General features: G+C 53.8%; 23 protein-coding genes. 8 read left to right on the plus strand and 15 right to left on the minus strand.

The genetic code is table 11. The annotated features are described in order from the left end of the window. Positions 1–12: 12 nt before the first annotated feature. Genes TAM4_RS10150 through TAM4_RS10165 form a run of 4 tightly spaced genes read right to left on the minus strand, consistent with a single transcriptional unit; the run spans position 13 to position 2,375 of the window. Positions 13–201 carry a C2H2-type zinc finger protein gene (locus TAM4_RS10150; RefSeq protein ID WP_048150668.1) on the minus strand — a complete coding sequence of 63 codons (189 nt, stop codon included), beginning with the start codon at positions 199–201 and terminating at the stop codon, positions 13–15. Between the two features lie 48 nt (positions 202–249). After that, positions 250–1,059, minus strand: coding sequence for a hypothetical protein (locus tag TAM4_RS10155; RefSeq protein ID WP_014123135.1), 810 nt, complete (start codon positions 1,057–1,059; stop codon positions 250–252). Positions 1,060–1,107: 48 nt separating this feature from the next. Continuing rightward, entirely contained in the window at positions 1,108–1,473 is a 366-nt protein-coding gene (locus TAM4_RS10160; RefSeq protein ID WP_048150671.1) for a hypothetical protein, read from the minus strand. Between the two features lie 47 nt (positions 1,474–1,520). Then, on the minus strand, positions 1,521–2,375 hold the full coding sequence (locus tag TAM4_RS10165) for a DMT family transporter (RefSeq protein ID WP_014123137.1): 855 nt from the start codon (positions 2,373–2,375) through the stop codon (positions 1,521–1,523). A gap of 109 nt (positions 2,376–2,484) precedes the next feature. On the opposite strand from TAM4_RS10165, the gene TAM4_RS10170 reads away from it, so the two are divergent. Continuing rightward, positions 2,485–2,916 (plus strand): OsmC family protein, encoded by a 432-nt coding sequence (locus tag TAM4_RS10170; protein WP_014123138.1) that lies wholly within the window; start codon positions 2,485–2,487, stop codon positions 2,914–2,916. A gap of 1 nt (position 2,917) precedes the next feature. On the opposite strand, the gene TAM4_RS10175 is transcribed toward TAM4_RS10170, so the two are convergent. Beyond that, the gene (locus TAM4_RS10175) at positions 2,918–3,226 is read right to left on the minus strand and encodes a hypothetical protein (RefSeq protein WP_014123139.1); all 309 of its coding nucleotides are present in this window, start codon (positions 3,224–3,226) and stop codon (positions 2,918–2,920) included. A 104-nt stretch (positions 3,227–3,330) separates the two neighbouring features. Between TAM4_RS10175 and TAM4_RS10180 the strand changes: the two genes are divergently transcribed. Further along, a complete protein-coding gene (locus tag TAM4_RS10180; RefSeq protein WP_014123140.1) occupies positions 3,331–5,058 on the plus strand; it encodes a hypothetical protein in 1,728 nt (575 codons plus the stop codon). On the opposite strand, the gene cca is transcribed toward TAM4_RS10180, so the two are convergent. The 9 genes from cca to TAM4_RS10225 all read right to left on the minus strand — a co-directional run bounded on the left by cca (position 5,055) and on the right by TAM4_RS10225 (position 15,930). Further along, positions 5,055–6,419, minus strand: a complete 1,365-nt coding sequence (gene cca, locus TAM4_RS10185; protein ID WP_014123141.1) for a CCA tRNA nucleotidyltransferase — start codon at positions 6,417–6,419, stop codon at positions 5,055–5,057. The genes TAM4_RS10180 and cca overlap by 4 nt on opposite strands. Before the next feature lie 67 nt (positions 6,420–6,486). Beyond that, positions 6,487–6,939 carry a hypothetical protein gene (locus tag TAM4_RS10190; protein WP_014123142.1) on the minus strand — a complete coding sequence of 151 codons (453 nt, stop codon included), beginning with the start codon at positions 6,937–6,939 and terminating at the stop codon, positions 6,487–6,489. A gap of 170 nt (positions 6,940–7,109) precedes the next feature. Continuing rightward, complete coding sequence (gene thpR, locus TAM4_RS10195; RefSeq protein WP_014123143.1) at positions 7,110–7,664, minus strand: RNA 2',3'-cyclic phosphodiesterase; 555 nt, start codon at positions 7,662–7,664, stop codon at positions 7,110–7,112. 52 nt (positions 7,665–7,716) lie between these two features. Beyond that, positions 7,717–8,904, minus strand: a complete 1,188-nt coding sequence (locus TAM4_RS10200; RefSeq protein ID WP_148258703.1) for a hypothetical protein — start codon at positions 8,902–8,904, stop codon at positions 7,717–7,719. Positions 8,905–9,060: 156 nt separating this feature from the next. Next, on the minus strand, positions 9,061–9,525 hold the full coding sequence (locus tag TAM4_RS10205; protein WP_014123145.1) for a phosphoribosyltransferase: 465 nt from the start codon (positions 9,523–9,525) through the stop codon (positions 9,061–9,063). A 160-nt stretch (positions 9,526–9,685) separates the two neighbouring features. Next, positions 9,686–13,771, minus strand: coding sequence for an adenosylcobalamin-dependent ribonucleoside-diphosphate reductase (locus TAM4_RS10210; protein WP_014123146.1), 4,086 nt, complete (start codon positions 13,769–13,771; stop codon positions 9,686–9,688). Positions 13,772–13,961: 190 nt separating this feature from the next. Then, on the minus strand, positions 13,962–14,396 hold the full coding sequence (locus tag TAM4_RS10215) for a ferritin family protein (RefSeq protein WP_014123147.1): 435 nt from the start codon (positions 14,394–14,396) through the stop codon (positions 13,962–13,964). Beyond that, positions 14,383–15,207 (minus strand): HAD-IIA family hydrolase, encoded by an 825-nt coding sequence (locus TAM4_RS10220; protein WP_014123148.1) that lies wholly within the window; start codon positions 15,205–15,207, stop codon positions 14,383–14,385. Before TAM4_RS10220 ends, TAM4_RS10215 begins: the two co-directional genes overlap by 14 nt. 51 nt (positions 15,208–15,258) lie before the next feature. Further along, positions 15,259–15,930, minus strand: coding sequence for a metal-dependent hydrolase (locus tag TAM4_RS10225; protein WP_014123149.1), 672 nt, complete (start codon positions 15,928–15,930; stop codon positions 15,259–15,261). A 165-nt stretch (positions 15,931–16,095) separates the two neighbouring features. Between TAM4_RS10225 and TAM4_RS10230 the strand changes: the two genes are divergently transcribed. The 6 genes from TAM4_RS10230 to TAM4_RS10250 all read left to right on the plus strand — a co-directional run bounded on the left by TAM4_RS10230 (position 16,096) and on the right by TAM4_RS10250 (position 21,868). Then, entirely contained in the window at positions 16,096–17,472 is a 1,377-nt protein-coding gene (locus tag TAM4_RS10230) for an acetate--CoA ligase family protein (RefSeq protein WP_048150676.1), read from the plus strand. After that, entirely contained in the window at positions 17,465–17,623 is a 159-nt protein-coding gene (locus TAM4_RS11840; protein WP_167729480.1) for a hypothetical protein, read from the plus strand. Before TAM4_RS10230 ends, TAM4_RS11840 begins: the two co-directional genes overlap by 8 nt. Beyond that, positions 17,610–18,068 (plus strand): type II toxin-antitoxin system VapC family toxin, encoded by a 459-nt coding sequence (locus tag TAM4_RS10235; RefSeq protein WP_048150680.1) that lies wholly within the window; start codon positions 17,610–17,612, stop codon positions 18,066–18,068. Before TAM4_RS11840 ends, TAM4_RS10235 begins: the two co-directional genes overlap by 14 nt. Next, a complete protein-coding gene (gene iorA, locus TAM4_RS10240) occupies positions 18,068–20,014 on the plus strand; it encodes an indolepyruvate ferredoxin oxidoreductase subunit alpha (protein WP_014123153.1) in 1,947 nt (648 codons plus the stop codon). The genes TAM4_RS10235 and iorA overlap by 1 nt, the downstream gene beginning before the upstream one ends. 5 nt (positions 20,015–20,019) lie before the next feature. Further along, positions 20,020–20,628: an indolepyruvate oxidoreductase subunit beta gene (locus TAM4_RS10245; protein WP_048151081.1), complete on the plus strand. Its 609-nt coding sequence runs from the start codon at positions 20,020–20,022 to the stop codon at positions 20,626–20,628. A gap of 115 nt (positions 20,629–20,743) precedes the next feature. Next, entirely contained in the window at positions 20,744–21,868 is a 1,125-nt protein-coding gene (locus TAM4_RS10250; protein WP_014123155.1) for an ATP-binding protein, read from the plus strand. Between the two features lies 1 nt (position 21,869). Here the strand turns inward: TAM4_RS10250 and TAM4_RS10255 are convergent, their stop codons facing one another. Beyond that, positions 21,870–22,874: a histone deacetylase family protein gene (locus TAM4_RS10255; RefSeq protein ID WP_014123156.1), complete on the minus strand. Its 1,005-nt coding sequence runs from the start codon at positions 22,872–22,874 to the stop codon at positions 21,870–21,872. Positions 22,875–22,876 lie beyond the last annotated feature (2 nt).

A 22,876-nucleotide genomic window follows, 5' to 3' on the forward strand; every position in this document is an offset into this window, starting at 1 on the left:
CCCGGGAGGAGCTCACTCACTTCCCAGCTTCTTGAGGGCCCTCTTGCCCTTTGGCCGGCCATCCCTGAAGAGCCAGCCGTGGGATTTGTTGACGTGCCTTATGTAGTCTCTGCTCCTCCGGAAGACCATACCGCAGCGCGGGCAGCGATAGTAGAGCTCGCCATCCCTATCGACGAAGGTGATGGCCTTGAGCTCCACCATCCTCCCACCCCCGATTTCTCCGGGTATTTGCGTTTTTTAAAGGTTGCGCTAGGCCCATATCCTGTTGCCCTTGACTTTGAGGTATCCCAGAGCTTGCAGTTCCTTCAGGAAGCTCTCGATGGCCTCCTCATCAAAGTACACATGGACGGTTTCCCGCTCACCCTCAACTGTTAGGGGCTCCATCTCGAGGAGTTTCTCTATCAGTTCGTCCTTCCTCCGTATCCGCTCCGCTAGTTTTAGGATTACGTCCGCCAGGACAGATCTCGCTATCCCCACGAACATGGCCTCAACGTAGCTCTCCTCCGTTGAGTACTCCCTCGCTATCTCAAGCGCTGCCTCAATTAGTTCTCTATCGACCTCGAGCACCTCGACGTAGTAGGTTTTCATCATGGCAACTTCCGTTATCATCCTCGGACTGAACCTCTCCTCCAGTTCCTCAAGATCTTCCTCAAGCTCGTCAAGGGAAAACCTGAGTTCGATTTCAAGATCCTCCAGCGGCGGCTTTGAAACGATCTTCAACCGCTCTCCACTCTCCTCAAGGGCTCCCTCGGCCGCCAGTGCCTCCAGCAGCGCAAGACCTCCATCCAGTTCCTCTAAAAGCTCTTCCGGGCCGATCTCATCCCCTATCTCCCGGGACAGAAAAACATTCTGGTAAACCCCCCTGATGGACTGGAGGGCTTCCTCCACAGGCGCGATGCCCTCGGCCTTCTCGAACAGCTCTCCGTACCTGCCGGAGATGACCACGTAGTGTGAGACTTCCTTTCTGACTTCCTCCACCTTTCTGTTCATGATCCCCGCTCTGCTGAGCTGCCTTGAAAGCTCATTCATATCGTCCTTTGAGAGAACCTCGAACTTCATCAAACCACCTGCACTAACTTCCCCTTCAAAGTTAAAAAGAAAGCGGCGTCAAACTGTCCTCTCTTCCTCGGGCTCGCCCTTTCTCCTGCTCTCGTTTTTGATGACCTGTATGACGTAGTCGATGAACTTCCTGACCTCCTCGAGCTCCTCCTCGGGGATGTCCTGGATTTTTTTGTTCTTGGTCTTGTATGTGAGCAGCTTGAGGAGTGCAAGCCTTCCCAGGGCAGTCTTCGTGCTTATCTCTCCGTTCTTCCAGTCGCGCCATATGGCGTTCGCTATGCCGTAGAACTCCGGGATGCTGTCGAGTCCCGGGTCACCGACGTCAATAACTTCTTTTCCGAGGTACTTGTAGCGCTTCTCCTTCTCCTCTTTTGTGAGCTCTTTGGTTTTGTCTTTGATGTACTCGTGCACCATGATATCACCCCCTTCGGTTTCTTCACTTATTTATTAACCTTCAGTTCTTAAAAGTGTTCCGGAGGCAGCTGGTGCCCTTCGTTCCTTATCTCCCTCCAGATGGCACCGAGAATTAGCAGGGCCCCGAGGTATCCCCTCGGACTGAGAAACTCTCTGAAAAACAGGAGGGAGGCAATGTGGCCGAATATCGGTTCGGTGGAGTATATGAGCGCCGCGCGGTAAGCTTTGATGTACTTCTGGTACTTGACCTGAAGGGTGAACGCCAAGACCGTGGCAAAGGCCCCCGTGTAGAGTGCCCCCAGCCAGGGGACAGGATTCCTCCAGAGAGCAAGCTCTCCGGTGAGGATTACGTACAGGAAGGAGAGGGCGAAATTCCAGAATATCTGCCAGAAGGACAGGCTGAGGTAGTCGTTTTCCCTGAATTTCTCGACGAGTACGATCTGAAAGGCGAAGCTCACTGCACACAGCACCGTTAGCAGGTCGCCATAGTTCAGCTCCAGAGAAGCGTTGGAGATCAAGTAAAGGCCGAGCAGAGCCAGGAGCAGGGACTCTACGTCTCTACTACCCACCTTCTCTCCGAGGAGGAAGTACGCCACGAAGGGCGTGAAGACCACGTAGAGGGAAGTTATGAAGGCTGAGTTTGAGGGGGTTGTGTACTTCAGTCCCACGATCTGGAAACCGTGCCCTAAAAACAGGGTAACGCCCAGAACAAAACCCCTCCAGAAGGTGTCCCTTCTCAGCACCCGTCCCCCAAAGAGGAGCAGCATCAGCAGGGAGGCGATGCCGAACCTGTACACTAAGAAGGTCATAGGCTCGGAATAGCCCAGGCTTACCTTCATGATCGGAAAAGTTGAACCCCAGATCGCCGTTATGCCCAAGAGTATGGCTTCTTCTCTCTTCATACGCCTTACCCTTGTTCCTTCGTTCTTTCCCTGAACCAGCGCTTCTAAACCTTTGGTTTTGGAGACGCTTTTAAGGTTTCCGTCTGATCTTGAAGTGAGGTGGTGAAGAATGCCGAAGTACAAGGACATGCCGATCAAAATATCTGGAATCCGGGTCTCCCCCACCAAGATGAAGGTTGTTGGGGATGGCTTTGAAATAATGGTGGATAAGCTCGGCGGCGAAGCCCCCAGCCCGCTCCACTATCAGCTCGCGGCGCTGGCAGGATGCCTGAACATAGTGGGTACCCTCGTTGCCAACGACATGAAGATCGATCTCGAAGACCTTGAGGTAGAGGTCGTTGGAATATTCAACCCCTCGAAGTTCATGGGACTCGAGGATGGCAGGGCCGGCTTTAAGGAGATTGAGGTAACGATCCGGGTGAAGACGAACGCAGACGAGGAAACCCTGAAGAAGTGGCTCAGTCTCGTGGAGGAGCGCTGTCCAATAAGCGACAACCTGAGCAACCCGACACCCATCAGGATAGGAATCAAGAGGGAGTGACTCACTCCCCCGGTCCGTTAACGCACGACATGTTCATAGCAAGGAGCATCTCGACGTAGCCACTCTCCAGGTTTCTTTTTATCCTTTCGGAGAGCTTTCTCAGTTCGTGCTCCTTGAGGGGTTCCTTGCTCCTCAGCCACTTGATAAGCCCGTCCCTTTTGTCCAGTATCACGATCTCCCCCTCTGTGATCAGGGGGACATAGTTCATCTTTACGCCGTAGAGTTCCTCGGCAAAGGCCAGCTTCGCCCTCAAAAGCTCCAGGTAGTTGGCCAGCTCCTCCCCAAGGAGTTCCCTCAAGAGCTTCTTCATTCTCCCACCAGGTGTACTTTGCTGGACAGGTTTATTAACCTATCGGGCAGATGTGGGTAGGAAAAGGGGATAAGACTCCTTAACTTATCACTCCCGGTGAGACCATGCTCATGAAGTACGCCCACCACTTCCACGCCTATCAGCCAGGGGATATAGTCTACGTTGAGGACGGCGACGGATCCAGGCCTATAGAGTACGAGGAACGGAAAAGCCCGGTCTCAATTAGGATCGGCGATGAAGAGGTTAGAGGTGAGAACTGGACGAGGGCGATGCTCTACTCCTATGAGAGGATCTCAGAGGTTCTGTCGAGGCTCCGGGGGGTCAGCGTTGACATCGAGCTCTTCACGTTCCTCATGCTCCTCCATTATCGGAAGGGCACCTTTGAGGAAACGGTTGAGCTCCTTAAGAACCTCGATGCCGTTCCAACGGTTCCATTTCATCCAATAATGCCCCATCTCGATGAATTCGAGCAGAGAATCCTCGCGGGGGTTTCCTTTGACTTCTACGCTCCCCTGATTGGGGATAAGGGCGTCATCGGCTACTGGCTTCCGGAAGCCGTGATAACGAGGAGAACGACTGAAATCGTCGAGGCTTCGACGGACAGAAAGCTAGTCTTCCTGCTCGATGAGAGACAGCTCCTCTACGACTTTCCGCAGGCGAAGTACTCGTGCAACCGCTACTCCAGCTCCTTTGTCTTCGGCCGCGAGTGGAGCCTTAGCGACGCCTTCGCCTTCAACACCCTCGACGTCCCCGGGCTGGTGAGCGAGACCCTCTCGCGGAGGGACGACTACAAGGAGAACCTCGGCGTCCCCTACCTGGTCTTCACCGCGAGCGACCTTGAGAGCCTGCTCGGCAATCCGGCACAGCTCGAACGATTCGTTGCCTGGATGGAGGGGCTTGAAAAGCGGGGCATTGAGAGGCTCTCGGCGATGGAGTTCGTTAAAAGAAAGCTCTCGGGTGAATTCAAACGACTGGAAGGAGAGTGCTCCTTTGAGATGAATGTTAAGGACTACTCCAGCTGGAGCGATTACTTTGACCTTAGCCTCGACGGCAAGACGAGCGACTCGCGCTGGCTCGGCTATCGTAGGGCCGATGGAAGGGTCTTCGCGAGGGAAATAAACGGGAGAAAAATCTCCCAGCTCTGGAAGGTCGCCTTCACGAGGCTCTTCGAGGAGCTCAACAGGACGGTAAGGCTTGGCGTTTTAAAGGGCCTGAGAGAGCTTAACGCCGATCCCGAGGAGTTCCTGATCAGGTACGCGCGGATTTTCTTCAGGGACTACTACGATTACTTTGGCCTGGACACGTCGTTCAACTACGTTCTCGAGCCTGCCAACGGCGATAGGGACGCCCTACCGCTCGGCAGGGCCTACTACCTTATGCTCCTCGCCAACCACTCCTGCCCGCGCTTCTGGGAGAACCTCGACACACGCGTTGCCTTCTCCAATGTCTCGGTCATGGCGAAGGCTTTGATTGAGCTTATGAAGTACTTCGGGGGAAGCGAACTTCAGGGCCTTTTCACCGAGGCCTATCTACGGCTCCTCAACTTCGAGAACCTCTACCATTTGTGGAACCTCTCCGCAATGCCTTCACTCGAGGGCTGGGAAACAAGCGAGAAAGCTTGGCGCGAGGCTTTGAAGCCGGAAGTTCCAACGAGCGGTTACAGCGTCGTAACGAGGGCCGCTCTCTATGTTGGGAAGCGTGATCTATCGGGCGAACTGAAGAGCATCCTTGATAGCTATAACCTGGAATGGGCAACCGCGGACACTGGCCACATCCCCGGCGAAAAGCACGGTATCTGGGAGAATCCCGAGTACTGCGAGCACAGGCCTTAACCCTTGATGTTCCATTTTTCCCTGCTCAGGAAGAGGTAGGCCTCCTCCTCCAGTCCACGGGGAACGTAGTTCAGCAGTATATCCGCTTCCTTCACCGCGTTCCTTATTCCTTTTCCGAGCGACACCTGGTTCTTATCGAGGAGTTCGAGGATGACATCCACAACGCTCTCCGTGACCATCTTTTCGGAGTAGAGCCTCTTTCCGATTAGCCATACCTTCTCGTTCTTCCGGTAGAAGTTCCGTCCCCGCTCGGTGAAGAACTCCGGGCCGGGCTTGATCTTCACTCTCACTCTTTTTTCCCTGTCGAGCTCGAGCATTATGAAGGCCTTTTCTTTTCTCCCGACGTTCCAGCCGAGAACGCGGAAGCCTTCCCTCTCAAGGGCCTTCTCGAAGCCCCTCGCGCTCCTCTCCAGCTGGGGCAAAAGGATGTCGTCCACCATATCCGGGGCATCGATTAGGAGCGTTACAAGGGCTGTTCCCCTTTTCCTCAGCTCGTCGAGGTAGTTTCCCTTGGGTTTCTTCGGTGGGAAGAAGAACCGGACCGAGGGATTCTCAAGGAACTCCATGCTCTTGAAGTAGAAGCGCCCGTACTTCTCCCAGCTCAGGTTGGCCGAAACGTTCCGCCGCGGGTCAACGGGGTCTATCACTATCAGCGGTCTGTCCTCCTCGGTTTCCCTCTTCACCGTCCTGAGTGCGATTTCCGGTTCTCTCCTCAGCCAGTCCGCCGGGTCTATTATCTTCTGCCTCAGTATGAAGTCAGCCTTCCTGACCACGTCGAGGAAAGAACCGTACTTGATGACGAGGATCTCGGCCAAATAGCCGGAAAAGCCCCTAACGTAAATCTCGCTTCCATAGGCGTTGATGCCCTTCAGGAAGCGCTTGAGAAGCCTTACCTCGTCGTTCCGTCCCCGGAGGTTCTCGTTTATCCACCTTGTATGGAGTATCGAGCGGTCAACGGCAGTTCTAACGTCCCTCCAATTTCTGACGTCGTAGCAGGGAACTAAATCAACGCTCACTCCCTTATATCTCGCCCGGACGTAGGGGTGCTCCGCGTAGGCTATCTCGTAGGAGTCGAGTTGTTCTGCTATGGCTTTTCCGAGTTCCGGGCCTTTTTTCCTCAGCTCCTCAAGGGGGGTTTCGAGGGGAAAAGCCAAGAACAGGTCAACGTCGTGGTCTCCAGCTAAATAGGTGTCCTTCGCGAGCGAGCCGACGAAGTAGGGCTTAACCTTGAGGCCAAGTTCGGTTATCTTTTCCTCTGCAAGCTCCCTCAGCTCCTTCATCAACCCCTCGACGAAGGCCCGTTCTTCCTCGCTTGGTTTTATCCGCTTGAGAACTTCGTTGACGACTTCTTCCAGTTCCATTCTATGCACCTGCTGAAACTAACTCACAATGCATCTCATATATCTTTTGTTCTGATCCTAGCCCGACCTAAAGGGCGAGTCTTTCGGGAGAAGATTCATTTTCAGCGCAAAGCATTCTCCTTTTCTCCTCTTTACTGAGCGGGTAGCCGGCGTCGGTGAGGAGTTTGGCGGCAACGATTGCGAAAAGCAACCCAAGTGTTCCGAGCACGAGGAGGTTTCCGTTGAACCATCGGCCGAATATTGAGGCCGTTATTGGGATGATGCCTATCATAAAGCGGGTGATGAGGAGGTTGTTGGCTATTCGATCTGCATCTCTTTTGGGGTACACCTTTGAAAGGCTCTGCCATTCCTCTCGATATGTGTGGAGGATTATAGGGGCCATCACAAGCGACCACAAGATACCGAACTTCACTCCCACTTCGGGAGCGTATTTTCCGAAGATTATTACTAAAACCTCTGCGCTTATCAATCTTGTGACGAAGTTATATATGAACTTTCTTTTGGGTGGAACGTTTATCATGAGGATCACCTTTAATCAGTGTAATGTTTTGGTCGCTCTGTCAGTTATAAGTTTTTTCTTATTGCTAATTTTTCGAGGGGACGAACTCATTCCGAATTTGTGTTTCCTATTAACATCACACAAAAAGTTCGAGTAAAGGGATAGAGACGGGGAGGGGAGAAAAGTTCATCTCATTCGGCCAGCTCGAACCTCGCAACGGTCTCGTAAATCGGGCCCTTTGGAGTAAGCGTGCTCTTCTTCAGCTCTATCGCCTCAACCTCGAACTCGCCGAAGTCCTTGTTGGCGAGGTCTTTGAGTGCAATCGCCAGTTCGACTTTATCGCGGACGAACTTGACACGTCCAATTGTTATGTGGGCCACGAAGTCCTTGTCCTTTTTGAAGCCCAGCCTTCTCATCTCGCGCTCGACGTCGTTCGCTATCGCCTTTATTCCCTTGTCGTTTTCGATTCCGGCCCATATCACCCTCACGTAGTTCGGGTTCGGAAAGACGCCGATTCCCTTAACGCGAACGCGGTGCTTTTTGTGCTTCCTCGCTATTTCCGCCAGGGCCTTCTTGACCTCCTCCGCCGTTATCTCGTCAATTTCCCCGAGGAACTTGAGTGTCACGTGAAAGTTCTCCCGCTCGACGAACTTTATCTTTGCTGACTTGTTCCCTATCCTCTCCTGAGCCTTCAGAAGGTTGTCGCGAACCTCGTCGCTCACATCTATCGCTATGAACGCCCTCATACCACCACCGAGAAAAGTTGGAGGGAGGGGTTAAAGGGATTGCGATTGGTTGTCATTCTTTCTCAAGGATGAACCACGGGTACATTTCCACCTTGATTTTTATTTCTGGGGCTTCTTTGTAAGTTTTTAGATTATACATTGCACATCCTGTATAAATTATTGGTGGGCAGTAAAGCTTTTTATATTCTCCAACAAAGCGTGCCCTTGCTTCGATTTCTATGTCTCCCTCATGAAAAGCCACTTCAGGATTAACCGTTACTATAGTTAATGTTGTTGCCCCGAATATTTCACCCCATGCAGGTGAATCTCCTTTTCTCAACTTATAAAATTTGAAGGTTATATCCCTGTTTGGATCACTGGAGGATACGTACCATCTAAAGTTAAGCCCATCACTTGAAGTTTCGCTGAATCCCGCGGATATGGAGGGTAAGATGTATGGGAATTCAGGGGCAGCACTGGCACCAATGTTTATTCCCCAAGTCTTTGTTGCCTCTTTTGATTCACCGCTCCCATAGGGCATGTAATCGGACAGGAAAACCTGTATGTTTCCATCGAATCTATTGCGATAGTTGAGGATTCTAACTGACTCTTGGACACTGTCTACGGCTAATTTTAGGCCATTTTGCTCCTCTTTGTCTGGTACCTCGGCTTCGTGCTTTGTGAACACATAGTAGTCATATTGGCCACTTGTCGTTGTTCCATACCAAAAATCTGCTTTAACTTTGTGGGATGCCTCCAAACACACTCCCGCTGAGTTGCATACCTTTGTGGTTTTTTCTTGCCAGATTATTGTTCCTATCTTCTTAAGCTCTCTTGAGGGTTCAATATCGACTGAAACAATAGACGTTAGTGGGGTTCTTTCAATTCTAAATATATGTTTTTTGAATTCCTCTTCACTTTGAGAAATGTCGGTGCTATCGCTTATGTAGTATGTGGGTATGTACATCCCGTTGGGTAGTTCTCTGAGATATATTCCAACGAAATGAGCTGTGGAAAATTCCGACAGGTTAACCTTCAAAGTGAGGTGATCCCCGTACCTTTCAATGAATCTGAGAGCATCTTGAACGGCATTTTGTCCCGTGAATACCTTGAACTCTGGGGTGGTGCTAGGCACGGGAAGCAAGGCGTTTGGTGGTGTAGTTTTTGCATCTATCCTCTCTATTTCTGTCCCCTTTGCAGGAGAAATGGCTAAAACAACCAGAAGAATCAGTGCCAGTATTTTTAGTTTCATTAGGTTCATCACCTTTAATGTTTTTTCAACAGAATGTTGATCACTAGTTTTTATAAATTTTTTGTTCATTAGAGTTGTTAGTATCTGTATATTTCTCTGAGTGTAGTATTACTCATAGCTATATTCTCTTTATGGGACAAGCTAAGAAACATAAAAGATAAAAGCTCACTCCCTCACCACAACGGGGAACTCCTCCCAGGGGAAGACTATCCACTTGTCTGTTCTGAAGACGTAGAAGTCCGGCACCACCTTCGTCCAGGGCTTCATGCTGAGGCACGCTACTTTGACCTCCTTCGCCCCGGCCTTCTTGACCTCCTCGATGACGACCTCAAGGGTCTTTCCGGTATCGCTGACGTCATCTACAATAACTACCTTCTTGCCCTCCAGCGAGCCGTGGAGCGGAATCGTCACAACTGGCTTTTCCATCCTCTCGTCGATGCCCTTGTAGAACTTGACATCTATGACCTTGAGCTCCACATCGCCCAGAACGTGGCTCAGCCTCACCGCTGGAATAAGCCCGCCCCTCGCGATTCCGACTATCACGTCGGGCATGAAGTGCTTCTGTATCTCCTCGGCGAGCGCGAAGACGGCCCTATCAATCTGCCACCAGGTCAGGTAAACCTTGTCCATGGGAACACCTCCGAATAGCGTGAGTTCTCAACGCCAAACTTAAGCTTTGGGTGAGTGGTGGAAGTTAAAAGATAGGGATTAAAAAACCTATTTTGGCAGGAATATGTTAAAAGATGTCTGGAGGAACGAAATTAAGGGGCAAAGAAAACGGAAGAAACCCTCAGCTGATGACGCACTTGCTCCATCCACAGCGCGGGCAGGTGGCGCAACCGCTCTCCATTCTAAGCTCTACCAGCTCCCCGTCCTTCTCGTAGCAGACCGGGCAGTAGGCAACGCCGAGGAGCTCCTTAATTTTCTCCTCCGGAACTTCCGGCTTCTCCGCGTGGTGCGGGTGCTCTGGCGTCTTTGGTGTGACTGCCTTTGCCGTGCTCAGGGAAAAGCTGAGCTGAGGCTTCTCCTTTCCGTTGGTGCCGTTGAGGATAGCCTCGACGTTGATGAACTTGGCCAGCCAGGGCTCGGCCTCGACAACGGCCTTCAGCTTCTCGACGGCGTAGCTACTCGGCTTGGCCGGGACGCGCTTCCTCTTCTCTCCCTCGACGCTGTAGACCTGCACCGAGAGCGAACCGTCGCGGTAGACGGTTATTCCCTTACAGCCGAGCTTGTAAGCTAAAAGGTATGCCGCCTTGACGTCCTCAACGGTGGCGTCGTTCGGCATGTTTATGGTTTTGCTCGCGCTGTCGGTGAGCCAGAGCTGTATGTTGGCCTGAGCCAGGATGTGGTCGAGCCAGTGGACGTCCATCGAGGTAACGAAGACCCTCTGCATATCCTCGGGAATCTCCTCAAGGCCCTGCACAGAGCCATAGTTGTCGCTTATCTTCCTGAGTATCTCGTCGCTCCAGAGACCGCGCTTCTTGAGCTCGGACTCGAAGACAGGGTCGACGTAGTAGAACTCGCCGACGGTGACGCTCTTCTTGTAGACGAGGGCAAAGATTGGCTCGATTCCGCTGGAGGTGTCCGCTATCATTGAAACGCTTCCTGTCGGCGGACAGGTGGTCACCATGCCGTTTCTAACTCCATGGCGTTTGATTTCCTCGACGAGCTCGTCCCACGGGAGCGTCCATATCTCGCGGTGGTAGAAGCCCTCGACCGGTAGCTCACCGTCCTTGTAGGCGCTCTTCTCGTAGAGCGGGAACGTTCCGCGCTTTTTGGCCGCTTCCACGCTGTACTTGTAGGCGTAGAAGGTGAGGTACTCGGTTGCCTTCCTCATGAAGGCGAAGCCTTCCTCGCTGTTGTAGGGTATACCGAGCTTGAAGAGCGCATCTGCCAGTCCCATCATTCCGACACCTATTCTCCGGGTCAGCTTTGTGTTGTGGTCGATTTCAGGAAGCGGGAAGCGGTTGACGTCGATGGCGTTGTCGAGGTACTTGGCGACCTTCTGAATCACGTAGGCGTACTCGTCCCAGTCGAAGTAGGGCTTTCCTTCGTCGTCATACTTCACGAACTTGGCGAGGTTGATGCTCGCGAGGTTGCACGATTCGTATTCGTAGAGGGGCTCTTCACCGCAGGGGTTGGTGGCCCTTATCGGTCCTCCCTTCGCCTCCGCCAAAACGTTCCTCCTGTTGATAACGTCGAAAAATATAACTCCCGGGTCGGCCTTGCTCCAGGCCATGAAGGCTAACTCTTCAAACAGGCTCTTGGGGTCTATCTCCTTGACCTTCTCGCCGGTCCTCGGGTTCACGAGCGGGTAGCGCTTGCCCTCCTTCAGGGCCTCCCAGAAGTCCTCCCAGATGCCAACGCTGATGTTGAAGTTGCTGAGCACGTTGGTTCCTGTGTTCCTCTCCTTCGCGTGGATGAACTTCTCTATGTCCGGGTGCCAGACCTCGAGGATTCCCATGTTCGCCCCGCGCCTTACACCTCCCTGCTTGATGACGTCGCTGACCGCATCGATAAGGTGCATGAAGGAAACGGGCCCGCTCGCGGCTCCGGCCGTTGAACCGACAAAATCGCCCTCCGGACGGAGCTTTGAGAAGTTTAAGCCAGTATTGTGAACGAAGACCATCCCGTTTTCTCCAGCCAAGTAGTTTTGGTAGTTCTCAACCGTCAGGTCATAGAAGGTCTTTGGCTCGTTTGTGGTGGTTATTTCCTTGACTACCTCCAGGCCCTCGACAAGATGGAGCATTCTCTTGACGTCTTCAACTCCCGTTGCGTCGTAGAGCTTCCTGAGCATCTTTACAAGAACGGCCTTTGAAACGCGTCCCCTCGTGTGCCACTGACCGAGGGATATTTTCTCACCCTTTATGATAGCGAGGGTCTGACTGCCGTTGGTTTTGAACTCAACGCCGTGTTTTGACGCCCATCTCTTAAACGCCTCGAAGTTGAGTGAAAGGCCGAAGGTCCCTCCTTTGTGTTTTTCTAAGAGAGTTTCAAGCTTCTTCCTCTTCTCTTCGTTTTGGAGGTTCTTTCCGATTAACTCGTAGAACCTGAGCAACGAGGAGTACTCCTCAACGTGGACGATGTAATCAACGCCATCTTTTCTGGGCTTCTCCCTCATTCTTGCTTTTATCCCAAGTGAGCTGAGGTAGTGTGCAATGTCCTCTATTAGTTTCCTGTTCACCATGCCCAGTTCAACGCCTGGCTTGCTGTTCACGTGTCCTTCTGCATCGAACAGCCCAGTTATAAAAGAGAGCACGGCGGCACGGCCCTTTCTGAGGATTTCGGGTGGAATTCCGGTGTCTATCCCATCCAGAAGCTTCCTGTAGTGGGAGGTTATCTCCCTGGCCTTTATGTCGATGTAATAGATGTTCCTATCCCTCTGAAGGCTATATCTCTTTCCAAACGTCTCTTCGAGGTACTTGTTTATGGTCTCGAAGGTTTCAACTCTGTAGTCGTATATCCTTAGTCTGTCGTAAATGTACTCATGTCCTTTGACGTGCGAGCGTTGTTTATCAAAGCTTCCATCGCCTGCTATGAAGCCGGCGAGCCAGTAATCGAAGATGAACTCGTGATTGTCGTCCTCTGGCATTCCTCCTACCAGCATGTCTCCCTCACTGAGTTCATCTGCCCTCTTCTCGACGACCTTAAAGTCTGGGTTAAGCACAAAGAACGGGTGCCACGGAGACGTTAGAATTCTTGTTCCCTTGTTGGTTTTGATGTTGTATTTGGTCACCTTCTCTCCAAGCTCGTACCTCCAGATGGCCTTAACCCTCCCCCTAACGACTTCCCCTGTTTCTGGGTCGAACGACTTTACGTAGATAGGAACGCTTGAAACGTCTATGCCCCATCTGTTGTAGTTTTTGTCATAGAACTCACCCAGGTGCTTGTAACGTTCGTACATCTCCGCCATTGTTGTTAGGTGCTCTTCCCCTTCATTTTCAAAGAGTATCTTAGCGTTTCCGTCGATACATCCCCCGCCGCTCTTCTGTATCATGGCAACGTCGTGGGCCGCCTTCATGATGCTCTCCATGTCGTCCTCTATGGGGACAACAAAGCATGCCGAGAGCATTCCCAGCGGCCGGCCGGAGTTAATGAGAGCAGGGGTGTTGGGCATGAACGTCTGACTCGTCATTAGCCTGAAGTACTCCTCTATTTCGCTCTCGTAGTCGTCAAAAGCTCCGTTCTCGAGCATGCCCAGGAACTCGTCTATCGAGACCTTCATCTTCCCCTTCTCTGCCAGCTCGCGGTAGAGCTTCACGAGCCTCTCGAAGTGGTACTTGTTGAGCTTGAAGCGTCCGATTGAGTACTTTCCATCGAACTCCTCGAAGTGTTCCAGGTAGTGCTTAACGCGGCTTAAATCCTGCTCGTGCTTTCCTTCCTTGTCGTAAACGCGCTCGTCGTAGAGCAAATCGGGGATGACCGCGAGGGTGGCGACTCTCTCGAAGAGCTCCCTGGGGCTCTCTACTATCTCCCCCTTCTCGTTCCTTATGAGGTATCTGCTCGCCAGAACGCGGAGGGCGTTGAGGGAGAAGCGCTTGTCGATTTCATCGAGCTTGTCCTTGTTGAGGATTTTCTTCTTCTCCTCCCTGATTTCGGCCTTCTTCTTGCGGTAGAGGATGTACGCCTTTGCAACCTCGAAGAGGCCCGCTCTCATGAGCTCGAGCTCAACTATGTCCTGGATGTTCTCGATGTGGGGAACCTGCCCGTCGTAGAGCTCGTTTATTCTCCTGACGACCCTCCTGACGACCCTGTTGAGGAGCTTGTCGTCATGAACGCCAACCTCGAGCATTGCCCTTTTTATGGCCCATTTTATACGCTCCCTATCAAAAGGCACGATTCTACCGTCCCTTTTCATCACTTTTTCAACGGCCATATAAACACCCCTGTCTTATAGTTTCGGGTTATTGTACCTTTTGGTAAAAGCATCAGCGGAACCCTTTGGGGTTCACACCTAAATATACCTTGCCCTGTTCAACGCTGGCGAAATGACAATAAACCCCGGCTCACTTTGCTCAGGGGGTGAAAGGGTAGAAAAGGGAAGTGTCGGATAATTTGTCCATCGGCTAAAGGGCCTCGTAAATTATCTTGAGCCGGTAAACGTGTTTCAGCTCCTCCCCGGCCATCATCCGAAAGATCTGCGCGAGGGAGCCGTCGAGTATCTCCGAGAGTTTTGAGTACATTTCGTAGGCGTGCTGCTCCCGAATTAACGCTTCCACAACAAGCTCCTCCAGACTTTTGGGTTCGGCCCTCTCGTCCCTCAGAACGGGCTCAAGGGAGAGGACGTCGAGGTAGTCCACTACAACGCTTCCCTCAAGGCTGTTCTCCGAGATCATGGATTCCAGGGTTTTTCTATGCCTGAGCTCTTCCTCGGCCATAAGCCTAAACGTATCGGCGAACTCGCTTCTCTCAAAGGTTGCGAAGGTCTCCCCCAGCTTGTGGAGGTTGTAGAGTTCGTTCTCCTGCCGAACTAGGCTCTCAAGAAGGTCATTGATTTTCATCCGCATCCCCCAGAACGGTAGAGAGGTAGTCCTTGAGCTCCCTGATGCTCGGGAGCACGAGGTCCGGCCTTACGTCGCTCCTCTTAATGTCCTCTAGGTCGTTCACCCCGGTGAGAACCATTATCGCCTTCATTCCAAAGCGCTTGGCGAAGGCTATATCAGTGTCCAGCCTGTCTCCAACCATCCAGATCTCGTCCACCGGGCCGAGTTTCTCCCTGGCCACCTCATAGGCGGGTTCGTTGGGTTTCCCTATGATCAGGGGTTCCTCACCCGTTGAGGCCTTCAGCGCCGCTATGATCGCCCCTGCCCCGGGGTAGAGGCCCTCCTCGGCCGGATAAGTGGTGTCGGGGTTCGTTCCGATGAAGCCGGCACCGTTCCTTATCGCAAGCGTTCCGTACTTGAGCTTCTCGTAGGTTAACCCCGGATCGAGACCGACGACCACGTACTCGATTTCTTTCCATCCGCCCGTTCTGCACTCTTCAAGGCTTACAACGCCCCATCCCAGCCTTTCCATCTCAATCTCAAGCCCTTCACCGCCGATTACAAATATCCTTCCCGGATTGAAGTGTTTTTCCATGTAGATCCTGGCCGCGAGTCCCGAGGTAACGATCCTCTCGGCTGGAACGTCGATCCCAAGCGAGAGGAGTTTTTGCCTGTACATCTCCGGGGTTCGTGTGGAGTTGTTGGTCAGGAACACGAAGGGAATCCCCGCTTCCCTAACGAACTCTATAGTCTCTCTGGCGCCGTCGATGGGGCTGTTCCCCCTGTAAACGACACCGTCCATGTCAAAGATTATGCCTATCATGTCCATCCCGGAGTAGAAGGGGAGGAGGCCTTTAAAAGCAAATCGGAAAATAGGAGATCAGAGCTCAAGGCTTTCGCCGGGCTTGAGAATAACGACCTCGGCCTTGTCTCCAACGAGCTTCTTAAACTCCTCGGGGTCAGCCGAAATCGGGGGCCAGGTGTTGTAGTGCATCGGGACGACTTTCTTGGGCTTGAGCAGCTCGACGGCCTTTGCCGCTTCCTTCGGGCCCATAGTGAAGTGCCCGCCTATCGGGAGCAAAGCTAAGTCAATCGGGCCGTAGAGCTCGCTGAACAGGCCCATGTCGAGGAACACGAATGTGTCGCCGGCGTGGTAAATCGTCTTTCCATCGAGCTTGACTATGTAGCCACAGGGGTTGCCGATGCCGTACTTGCCGTCGCTGCTTGAGTGCCAGGCCGGAACCTGGACGATTCCGACGCCGTCTATCTCAGTCGGTCCGTAGTTCATGCCGATGACCTCAACGTTGCCCTGCTCGCTGATGTAGTTAGCTATGTCGTACATCGCGACTATCTTCGCGCCGGTCCTCTTGGCTATCTCGACCGCGTCTCCGATGTGGTCGCCGTGGGCGTGGGTTATGAGTATCAGGTCGGCCTCAACCTCCTCCGGCTTCACAGCCGCCTGCGGGTTGCCGCTGAGGAACGGGTCTATAAGGATTTTCTTGCTTCCCTCAATCAGAAAGGCCGCGTGCCCCAAAAAGCGCACCTTCACCATCGCCACCACCTCCAAGGATAAAATAACCAGAGCTTACTTAAACCTTTCGATGGCCTAAAAAGCCCACTGGTGAACGTAAAGAGCTCAGCGATGCCCTAAAATTCTCCGATGTCCTATTTGGGAAAGCTTATATACGATTCGGCGGAGATTTAAACGGTGAGGCTCATGAACTTGGACTACTTCTTCAGGCCGAAGGGCATAGCCGTCATCGGAGCATCGAACGACCCGATGAAGCTCGGCTACGAAGTTTTCAAGAACCTCAAGAAGTACAAGGACGGCAAGGTTTACCCCGTCAACGTCAAGGACGAGGTCGTTCAGGGCGTTAAGGCCTACAAGAACGTCAAGGACATCCCCGACGAGGTTGACCTCGCGATAATCGTAGTCCCCAAGCGCTTCGTGAAGCAGTCGATAGTAGACTGCGGTGAGAAGGGAGTTAAGGGAGCGGTCATCATAACGGCCGGCTTCGGCGAGACTGGTGAAGAGGGCAAGAAGGAGGAGCGCGAGCTCGTCGAGATTGCCCACAGGTACGGAATGCGTCTGATAGGCCCGAACTGCGTCGGCGTCATGAACACCCACAACGACATGAACGCGACCTTCATAATGGACGCCAAGAAGGGGAGCATAGCCTTCGTGAGCCAGAGTGGAGCTTTGGGAGCGGGAATCGTCTACAAGACCGTCAAGGAGGGAATCGGCTTCTCCAAGTTCATCAGCGTCGGCAACATGGCCGACCTCGACTTCGCGGAGCTCATGGAGTACCTGGCCGACACCGAGGAGGACAAGGCAATCGCGCTTTACATCGAGGGAATCAAGGACGGAAGGAAGTTCATCGAGGTCGCCAAGAAGGCCACCAGGAAGAAGCCCGTCATAGCCCTCAAGGCCGGAAAGAGCGAGAGCGGGGCGAGGGCAGCATCAAGCCATACGGGTTCCCTTGCCGGAAGCTGGAAGATTTACGAAGCTGCGTTTAAGCAGAGCGGAGTTCTCATCGCCGAAACAATCGACGACATGCTCAGCATGGCGAGGGCCTTCACCCAGCCGTTGCCGAAAGGCAAGCGCGTCGCGATAATGACCAACGCCGGCGGGCCGGGCGTTTTGACGGCCGACCAGATTGACAAGAGGGGCCTTAAATTGGCAGACCTCGAGGAGAAGACGATAGAGGAGCTCCGCTCGTTCCTCCCGCCGATGGCCGCCGTAAAGAACCCCGTCGACATGATTGCAAGTGCGAGGGGCGAGGACTACTACAGGACCGCGAAGCTACTCCTCCAGGACCCGAACGTCGACATGCTCATAGCGATATGCGTCGTCCCGACCTTCGCGGGAATGACCCCAACGGAGCACGCCGAGGGCGTCATAAGGGCCGTCAAGGAGGTCAACAACGGCAAGCCCGTCTTAGGCCTCTTCATGGCCGGTTACGTCAGCGAAAAGGCGAAGGAGCTCCTCGAAGCCAACGGAATCCCGAGCTACGAGAGGCCCGAGGACGTTGCCGCCGGTGCCTACGCCCTCGTCCAGCAGGCGAGGAACGCTGGGGTTTTGGAGGATGAGTGAGATGGAGGCTATTGAGAAAGTTCAAAAGAGCGAGGTCAAAACGTCTCCTCCAAAGATAAAGGATGTGTACGCCAAGCTCAAGGAGATAATAGGGGAAGTTGAAGAAGACCCTCACAGGCTCATAAAGGAGATGAGAAATGCTCGTGGTTGATACCTCCGTCCTCATAGATGCTATGATTCCAGTCAAAGGGCGAGAGGACAGAGCGGAAGCCGCCCAGAGTGTAATCTCTGTGGCAGAAGAGAAGGGGATACCCCTGTTAATGCCCCGACTGGGAATTGTGGAAACTATAAGCCTAGTGATGAGGCTCTCAGGAAAAGAAGAGGCGCTTGAGTTAGTGATTGAGTACCTGGACTCAAGGGTTCTCCAAGTTTCAGAGGATTGGATATTCGAGGACGCGAAGGAAATAGCCAAGAAAATTCACCCTCGCGCGGCGGATTCGTACTTTATTGCAACCGCGAAGAAGTTCAACGCACTCCTTGTGTCCTCAGATAGGGACATGGTATCCCGCGCGAGGAAGCTAAACATCCCCGCCTTTTATGTTTTGGACGATTCGGATAGAACTCAGTTATTGGAAACCCTCGGAGGTGTTGTTTGATGGCGAAGGTAACGGACATAGTGCTGTGGGATAAGCCCGGGGAGAGGGTTCTCCTCCTCGGAAACCAGGCCATAGCGCGCGGAGCTTTGGAGGCCAACATAGCGGTTTTCGCGGCTTATCCCGGAACCCCGAGTTCGGAACTGACCGATACGATGGCGATGGTGGCCAAGAAGGCAGGAGTTTACATGGAGTACTCCACCAACGAGAAGGTTGCCTTTGAAACCGCGCTTTCCGCTGCCTGGAGCGGTCTCAGGGCCATGACGGCCATGAAGCACGTAGGCCTCAATGTCGCGGCCGACACCTTCCTCAGCGCCGTTGGCATGGGCGTCGAGGGCGGTTTCATCATAATGGTTGCCGACGACCCGAGCATGTGGAGCAGTCAGAACGAGCAGGACACGAGGGTTTACGCAAAGTTCGCCAACGTGCCCGTTCTCGAGCCGATTTCACCCCACGAGGCCAAGGAGATGACGAAGTACGCCTTCGAGCTGAGCGAGAAGTTCAAACACTTCGTCATTCTGAGGACGACCACGAGGAGCTCCCACGCGAGGGGCGATGTCGTTCTCGGAGAGCTTCCGGAGGAGATAAAGACCGGCAAGAGGAAGTTCGGGAACTTCAAGAAGAACCCCGAGAGGTTCGTTGACATTCCTGCCCACGCAAGGAAGTTCCACCCGCAGATTCTCGAGAAGATTGAGAAGATTCGTGAGGAGCTCAACAACTGCCCCTTCAACTGGATTGAGGGCGACGAGAACGCGAAGGTCGGTATAATCGCTCCGGGCCTGAGCTACGCCTACGTCAAGGAGGCCCTGGCCTGGCTCGGCGTCGAGAACGTCAAGATACTCAAGCTCGGAACGCCCTTCCCGGTTCCATACGGCCTGCTTGAGAAGTTCCTCGACGGGCTTGAGAAGGTTCTCATCGTCGAGGAGCTTGAGCCGGTCGTCGAGGAGCAGGTCAAGACCTGGGCCTACGATAAGGGACTTAGAATTCCGATTCACGGCAAGGACCTCGTGCCAAGGGTTTACGAGATGACCACGAGGAGGGCGGTAACGGCCATAGCGAAGTTCCTCGGCCTCGAAACCCCGATTAACTTCGAGGAGCTCGACCAGAAGTACGAGAAGGTAAAGGGCATGGTCCCGCCGAGGCCCCCCTCGTTGTGCCCGGCCTGTCCGCACAGGAACACCTTCTACGCGATTAGAAGGGCTGCAACTCCAAGGGCAATCTTCCCGAGCGACATAGGCTGTTACACCCTTGGTGTCCTCCCACCGCTCAAGACCGTTGACACAACCGTCGCGATGGGCGGTTCAATCGGCGTCGCCCACGGCCTCAGCGTGGCGCTCAACGGAAGCGTTGCCGAGGACGAGCACAAGACCGGCAAGGAGAAGAAGGTAATCGTTGCCACGATAGGCGACTCAACGTTCTTCCACACGGGACTTCCGGCTCTGGCAAACGCCATCTACAACCGCTCCAACGTCGTCATAGTCGTCCTCGACAACCTCGTTACAGCCATGACCGGCGACCAGCCCAACCCGGGAACCGGTGAGACCCCACACGGACCGGGCAAGCAGATTAAGATTGAAGAGGTCGCGAAGGCGATGGGAGCGGATTATGTAGCAGTCGTTGACCCCTACGACATAAAGGCCGTCGAGAGGACCATAAAGGAGGCCCTGGCCGTTGAGGGCGTCAGCGTCGTCGTCGCGAGGCGCGTCTGTGCGTTGTATCGTATCGGCCAGCTCAGGCGCGAGGGCAAGCAGTGGCCACTCTACCAGGTCAACGAGGACAAGTGTACCGGCTGTAAGATTTGTATCAACGCCTACGGCTGTCCGGCAATCTACTGGGACGCCGAGAAGAAGAAAGCTAAGATAGACCCGACGATGTGCTGGGGCTGTGGCGGCTGTGCCCAGGTCTGTCCGTTCGACGCCTTCGAGAAGGTGAGGGAGGGAGAGCTATGAGCGAGATGAGGGAGTACAACATCGTTATCACCGGAGTTGGCGGTCAGGGAATCCTCACCGCGGCGAACCTGCTCGGCTGGGCGGCGCTTAGAGCTGGCTACAAGGTGCGCGTTGGTGAGGTTCACGGCATGAGCCAGCGCTTTGGAAGCGTTATCGCCTACGTTCGCTTTGGGGAGGACGTCTACGGCGCGATGGTTCCCGAGGGCAAGGCCGACGTCATACTGAGCTTCGAGCCTGTCGAAGCCCTCCGCTACATCAACTACCTCAAGAAAGGGGGCCTTGTCTTCACCAACGCGAGGCCGATTCCGCCGGTTCAGGTCTCGATGGGCCTCGCCAAGTACCCGAGTCTCGAAGAGATTAGGAAGGTCGTCGAGGAGAACTTCGAGGCCAAGTTCATGGCCTTCGATGCGGAAAAGCTCGCGATGGAGGCAGGAAACATCATAACTACCAACGTCGTCCTCATCGGAGCGCTGACTCAGACGCCGGGTTTTCCGCTTTCAGCGGAGCACGTCAGGGAGGTCATAAAGGTCAGCGTGCCGAAGAAGGCTGTTGACGTCAACATGAAGGCCTTCGATTTGGGCGTCAAGGCCGCGAAGGAGATGCTGGGGCTTTAAGGCCCTTCTCTTCTTTTTGACACGTCTCAGTCTGCAGATATACCTCCCAACGCCACCCGGTAAAAGGGAAACCCTTATAACTTACCCCGGGGTAAGTAACTTACGGTGGGGTAAGTTGCTGTTCGACCTCCGGCCAAAGAGGAAAAGAGAAGACCTCTACGATAGGGAGAAAGAGCTCAGGGAGTTTTTTGAAGCCGTTGAGCTCGGAGAAACGCTTGTTCTTCTGCTCGGCATCAGGAGGCTCGGTAAAAGCTCCCTCCTCAACGTTGCGCTCTCCGAATCAGAAAAGCCGTTCTCCAAAATTGACGTCCGCTCGCTCTACTTCACCCACGGCTCGATTCCTCAAGAGTTGCTCGCGAGAAAACTCCTCGAAGGTCTCCTCAAGTCGTTGAAGGGGACTAACAAAATAGGGATGGAACTCGTGAAAGCCCTCTCACGGATTAAAGGGATTAACGTTTCGGGCCTCCAGATCGAGTTCGATGAAAAGCCCGACCTTGCAGAGCTCCTTGAGAAGCTCGACTCTTGGGCCGAGAAAACTGGGAGGAGGGTTATAATAGCCTTCGATGAGGCCCAGTACCTGAGGCTTTCGGGGATACGGTACGATGGGCTCATAGCGTACGCCGTGGACAACCTGCCGAACCTGACGTTTGTGCTGACCGGCTCCGAGGTCGGAATGCTCCACGATTTTATCGGACTCGACAACCCCAAAAAGCCCCTCTTTGGCAGGTACGCGAGGGAAATAACGCTGAAGAGATTTTCGAGGGAGCAGAGCAGGGACTTCCTGAGAAGAGGATTCGACGAGCTTGGTGTGAAAGTTCAGGAGGAGGAAATTGAGAGGGTCGTTGAGAGGCTCGACGGAATTGTCGGATGGCTGACCCTATACGGCTACCTCAGGGGAGTTAGAAAGCTCTCCGAAAAAGAGGCACTCAACGAGCTCTTTGAGAGGGCCAAAGCGCTTGTCCTCGACGAAATTTCGACCCTCACAAGGTACAGCACGAGGTACTGGTACATTCTGAAGGCAGTCTCCTTGGGAAACGATTCATGGAGCTCTATAAAGGAGTACGTGGAGTTCAAGGCGGGAAAAATAAACGACGCGAAGTTTTCAGCCCTGCTAAGGAATCTCGTCAAGTACGGCTACCTTGAAAAGACAGAGGATGGCTACTCTATCCCCGACCCAGTCGTTAAGGAAGTCATAAAGAAGACCAACTTACCCCCGGGTAAGCCACTTACCCTCCCGTAAGTCAGAACTCCCACCACTCGGACTGCACCTCTTTGACCCTTGCCACCGTTCTCAAGGCTTCGTACGATGGACTGACCGGAACCTCGCGGATTTCCCCGCTGAGATAGCCCCTGATAAAGGCAGGGAGGCCTTTGTCAAGGCCGACTGAGTAACCACCCTCAAAAATCACCGCGAGAGGATAGCGCGAAAGCGTTGAGCCCGCGTAGGCGAAGAAAAGCTCGCTCAGCCGTAGGGTCGTCAGGTTCTCGCCGAGGAAGCCGTCGAAGCCAGCCGAGACGACCACGAGCTTCGGCCTGAACTGGGCCAAGACCGGGAGAACAATCTCGTTCCAGGCGTAGATGAAGTCGTCATCTCCAGAGTAGTGGGGCATCGGCAGGTTGATTTTCGTCCCCTCTGCATTCTTCCCGCCGACGTCGTGCTCGTAGCCACTCCAGGGGTAGATGTCCCTCTCGTGAAGGTCTATATGCACCGCGTTGGGGTCGTTCCAGAGTATCTCCTGCGTCCCGTTGCCGTGATGGGCGTCAAAGTCTATGACCAGAACTTTTCCAGCGAGCTCCTCCGCGACCTTTGCCGCGTAGGCCGCGTTGTTGAAGATACAGAAGCCCAAAGTGGGAGCGTTGAAGGCCCTTCCGGCCTTTCCGGCGTGATGGCCTGGCGGTCTCACGAGGGCGAGGTGAAGGCCCTTCTTTTCCAGCGCCAGCTCGACGGCCAGCTTCGAAGCCCCAAACGCGGTCAGAGCCGCCTCCCACGTGCCGGGGGAGACGTAGGTGTCCGGGTCGAGGTACGAGAAGGTTCTGCTACTCTCGCGGACGAGCTCAATGTAGTCCCTTGAGTGGACCTTCAGGAGTTCCTCCTCCGGAACGGGAACCGGCTCGATGGGCTTCCACAGGTTCAACCGCTGGAGGACCTTTACTGCCCTCAACAGCCGGTTGGGGTTTTCGGGATGGTAGTTCTCGGGTCTGTGCTCGAGAAAAACGGGAGAGTAGATAACGGAGAAGGCCTTCAACC

This window comes from Thermococcus sp. AM4 (assembly GCF_000151205.2).
Lineage (GTDB): Archaea > Methanobacteriota_B > Thermococci > Thermococcales > Thermococcaceae > Thermococcus.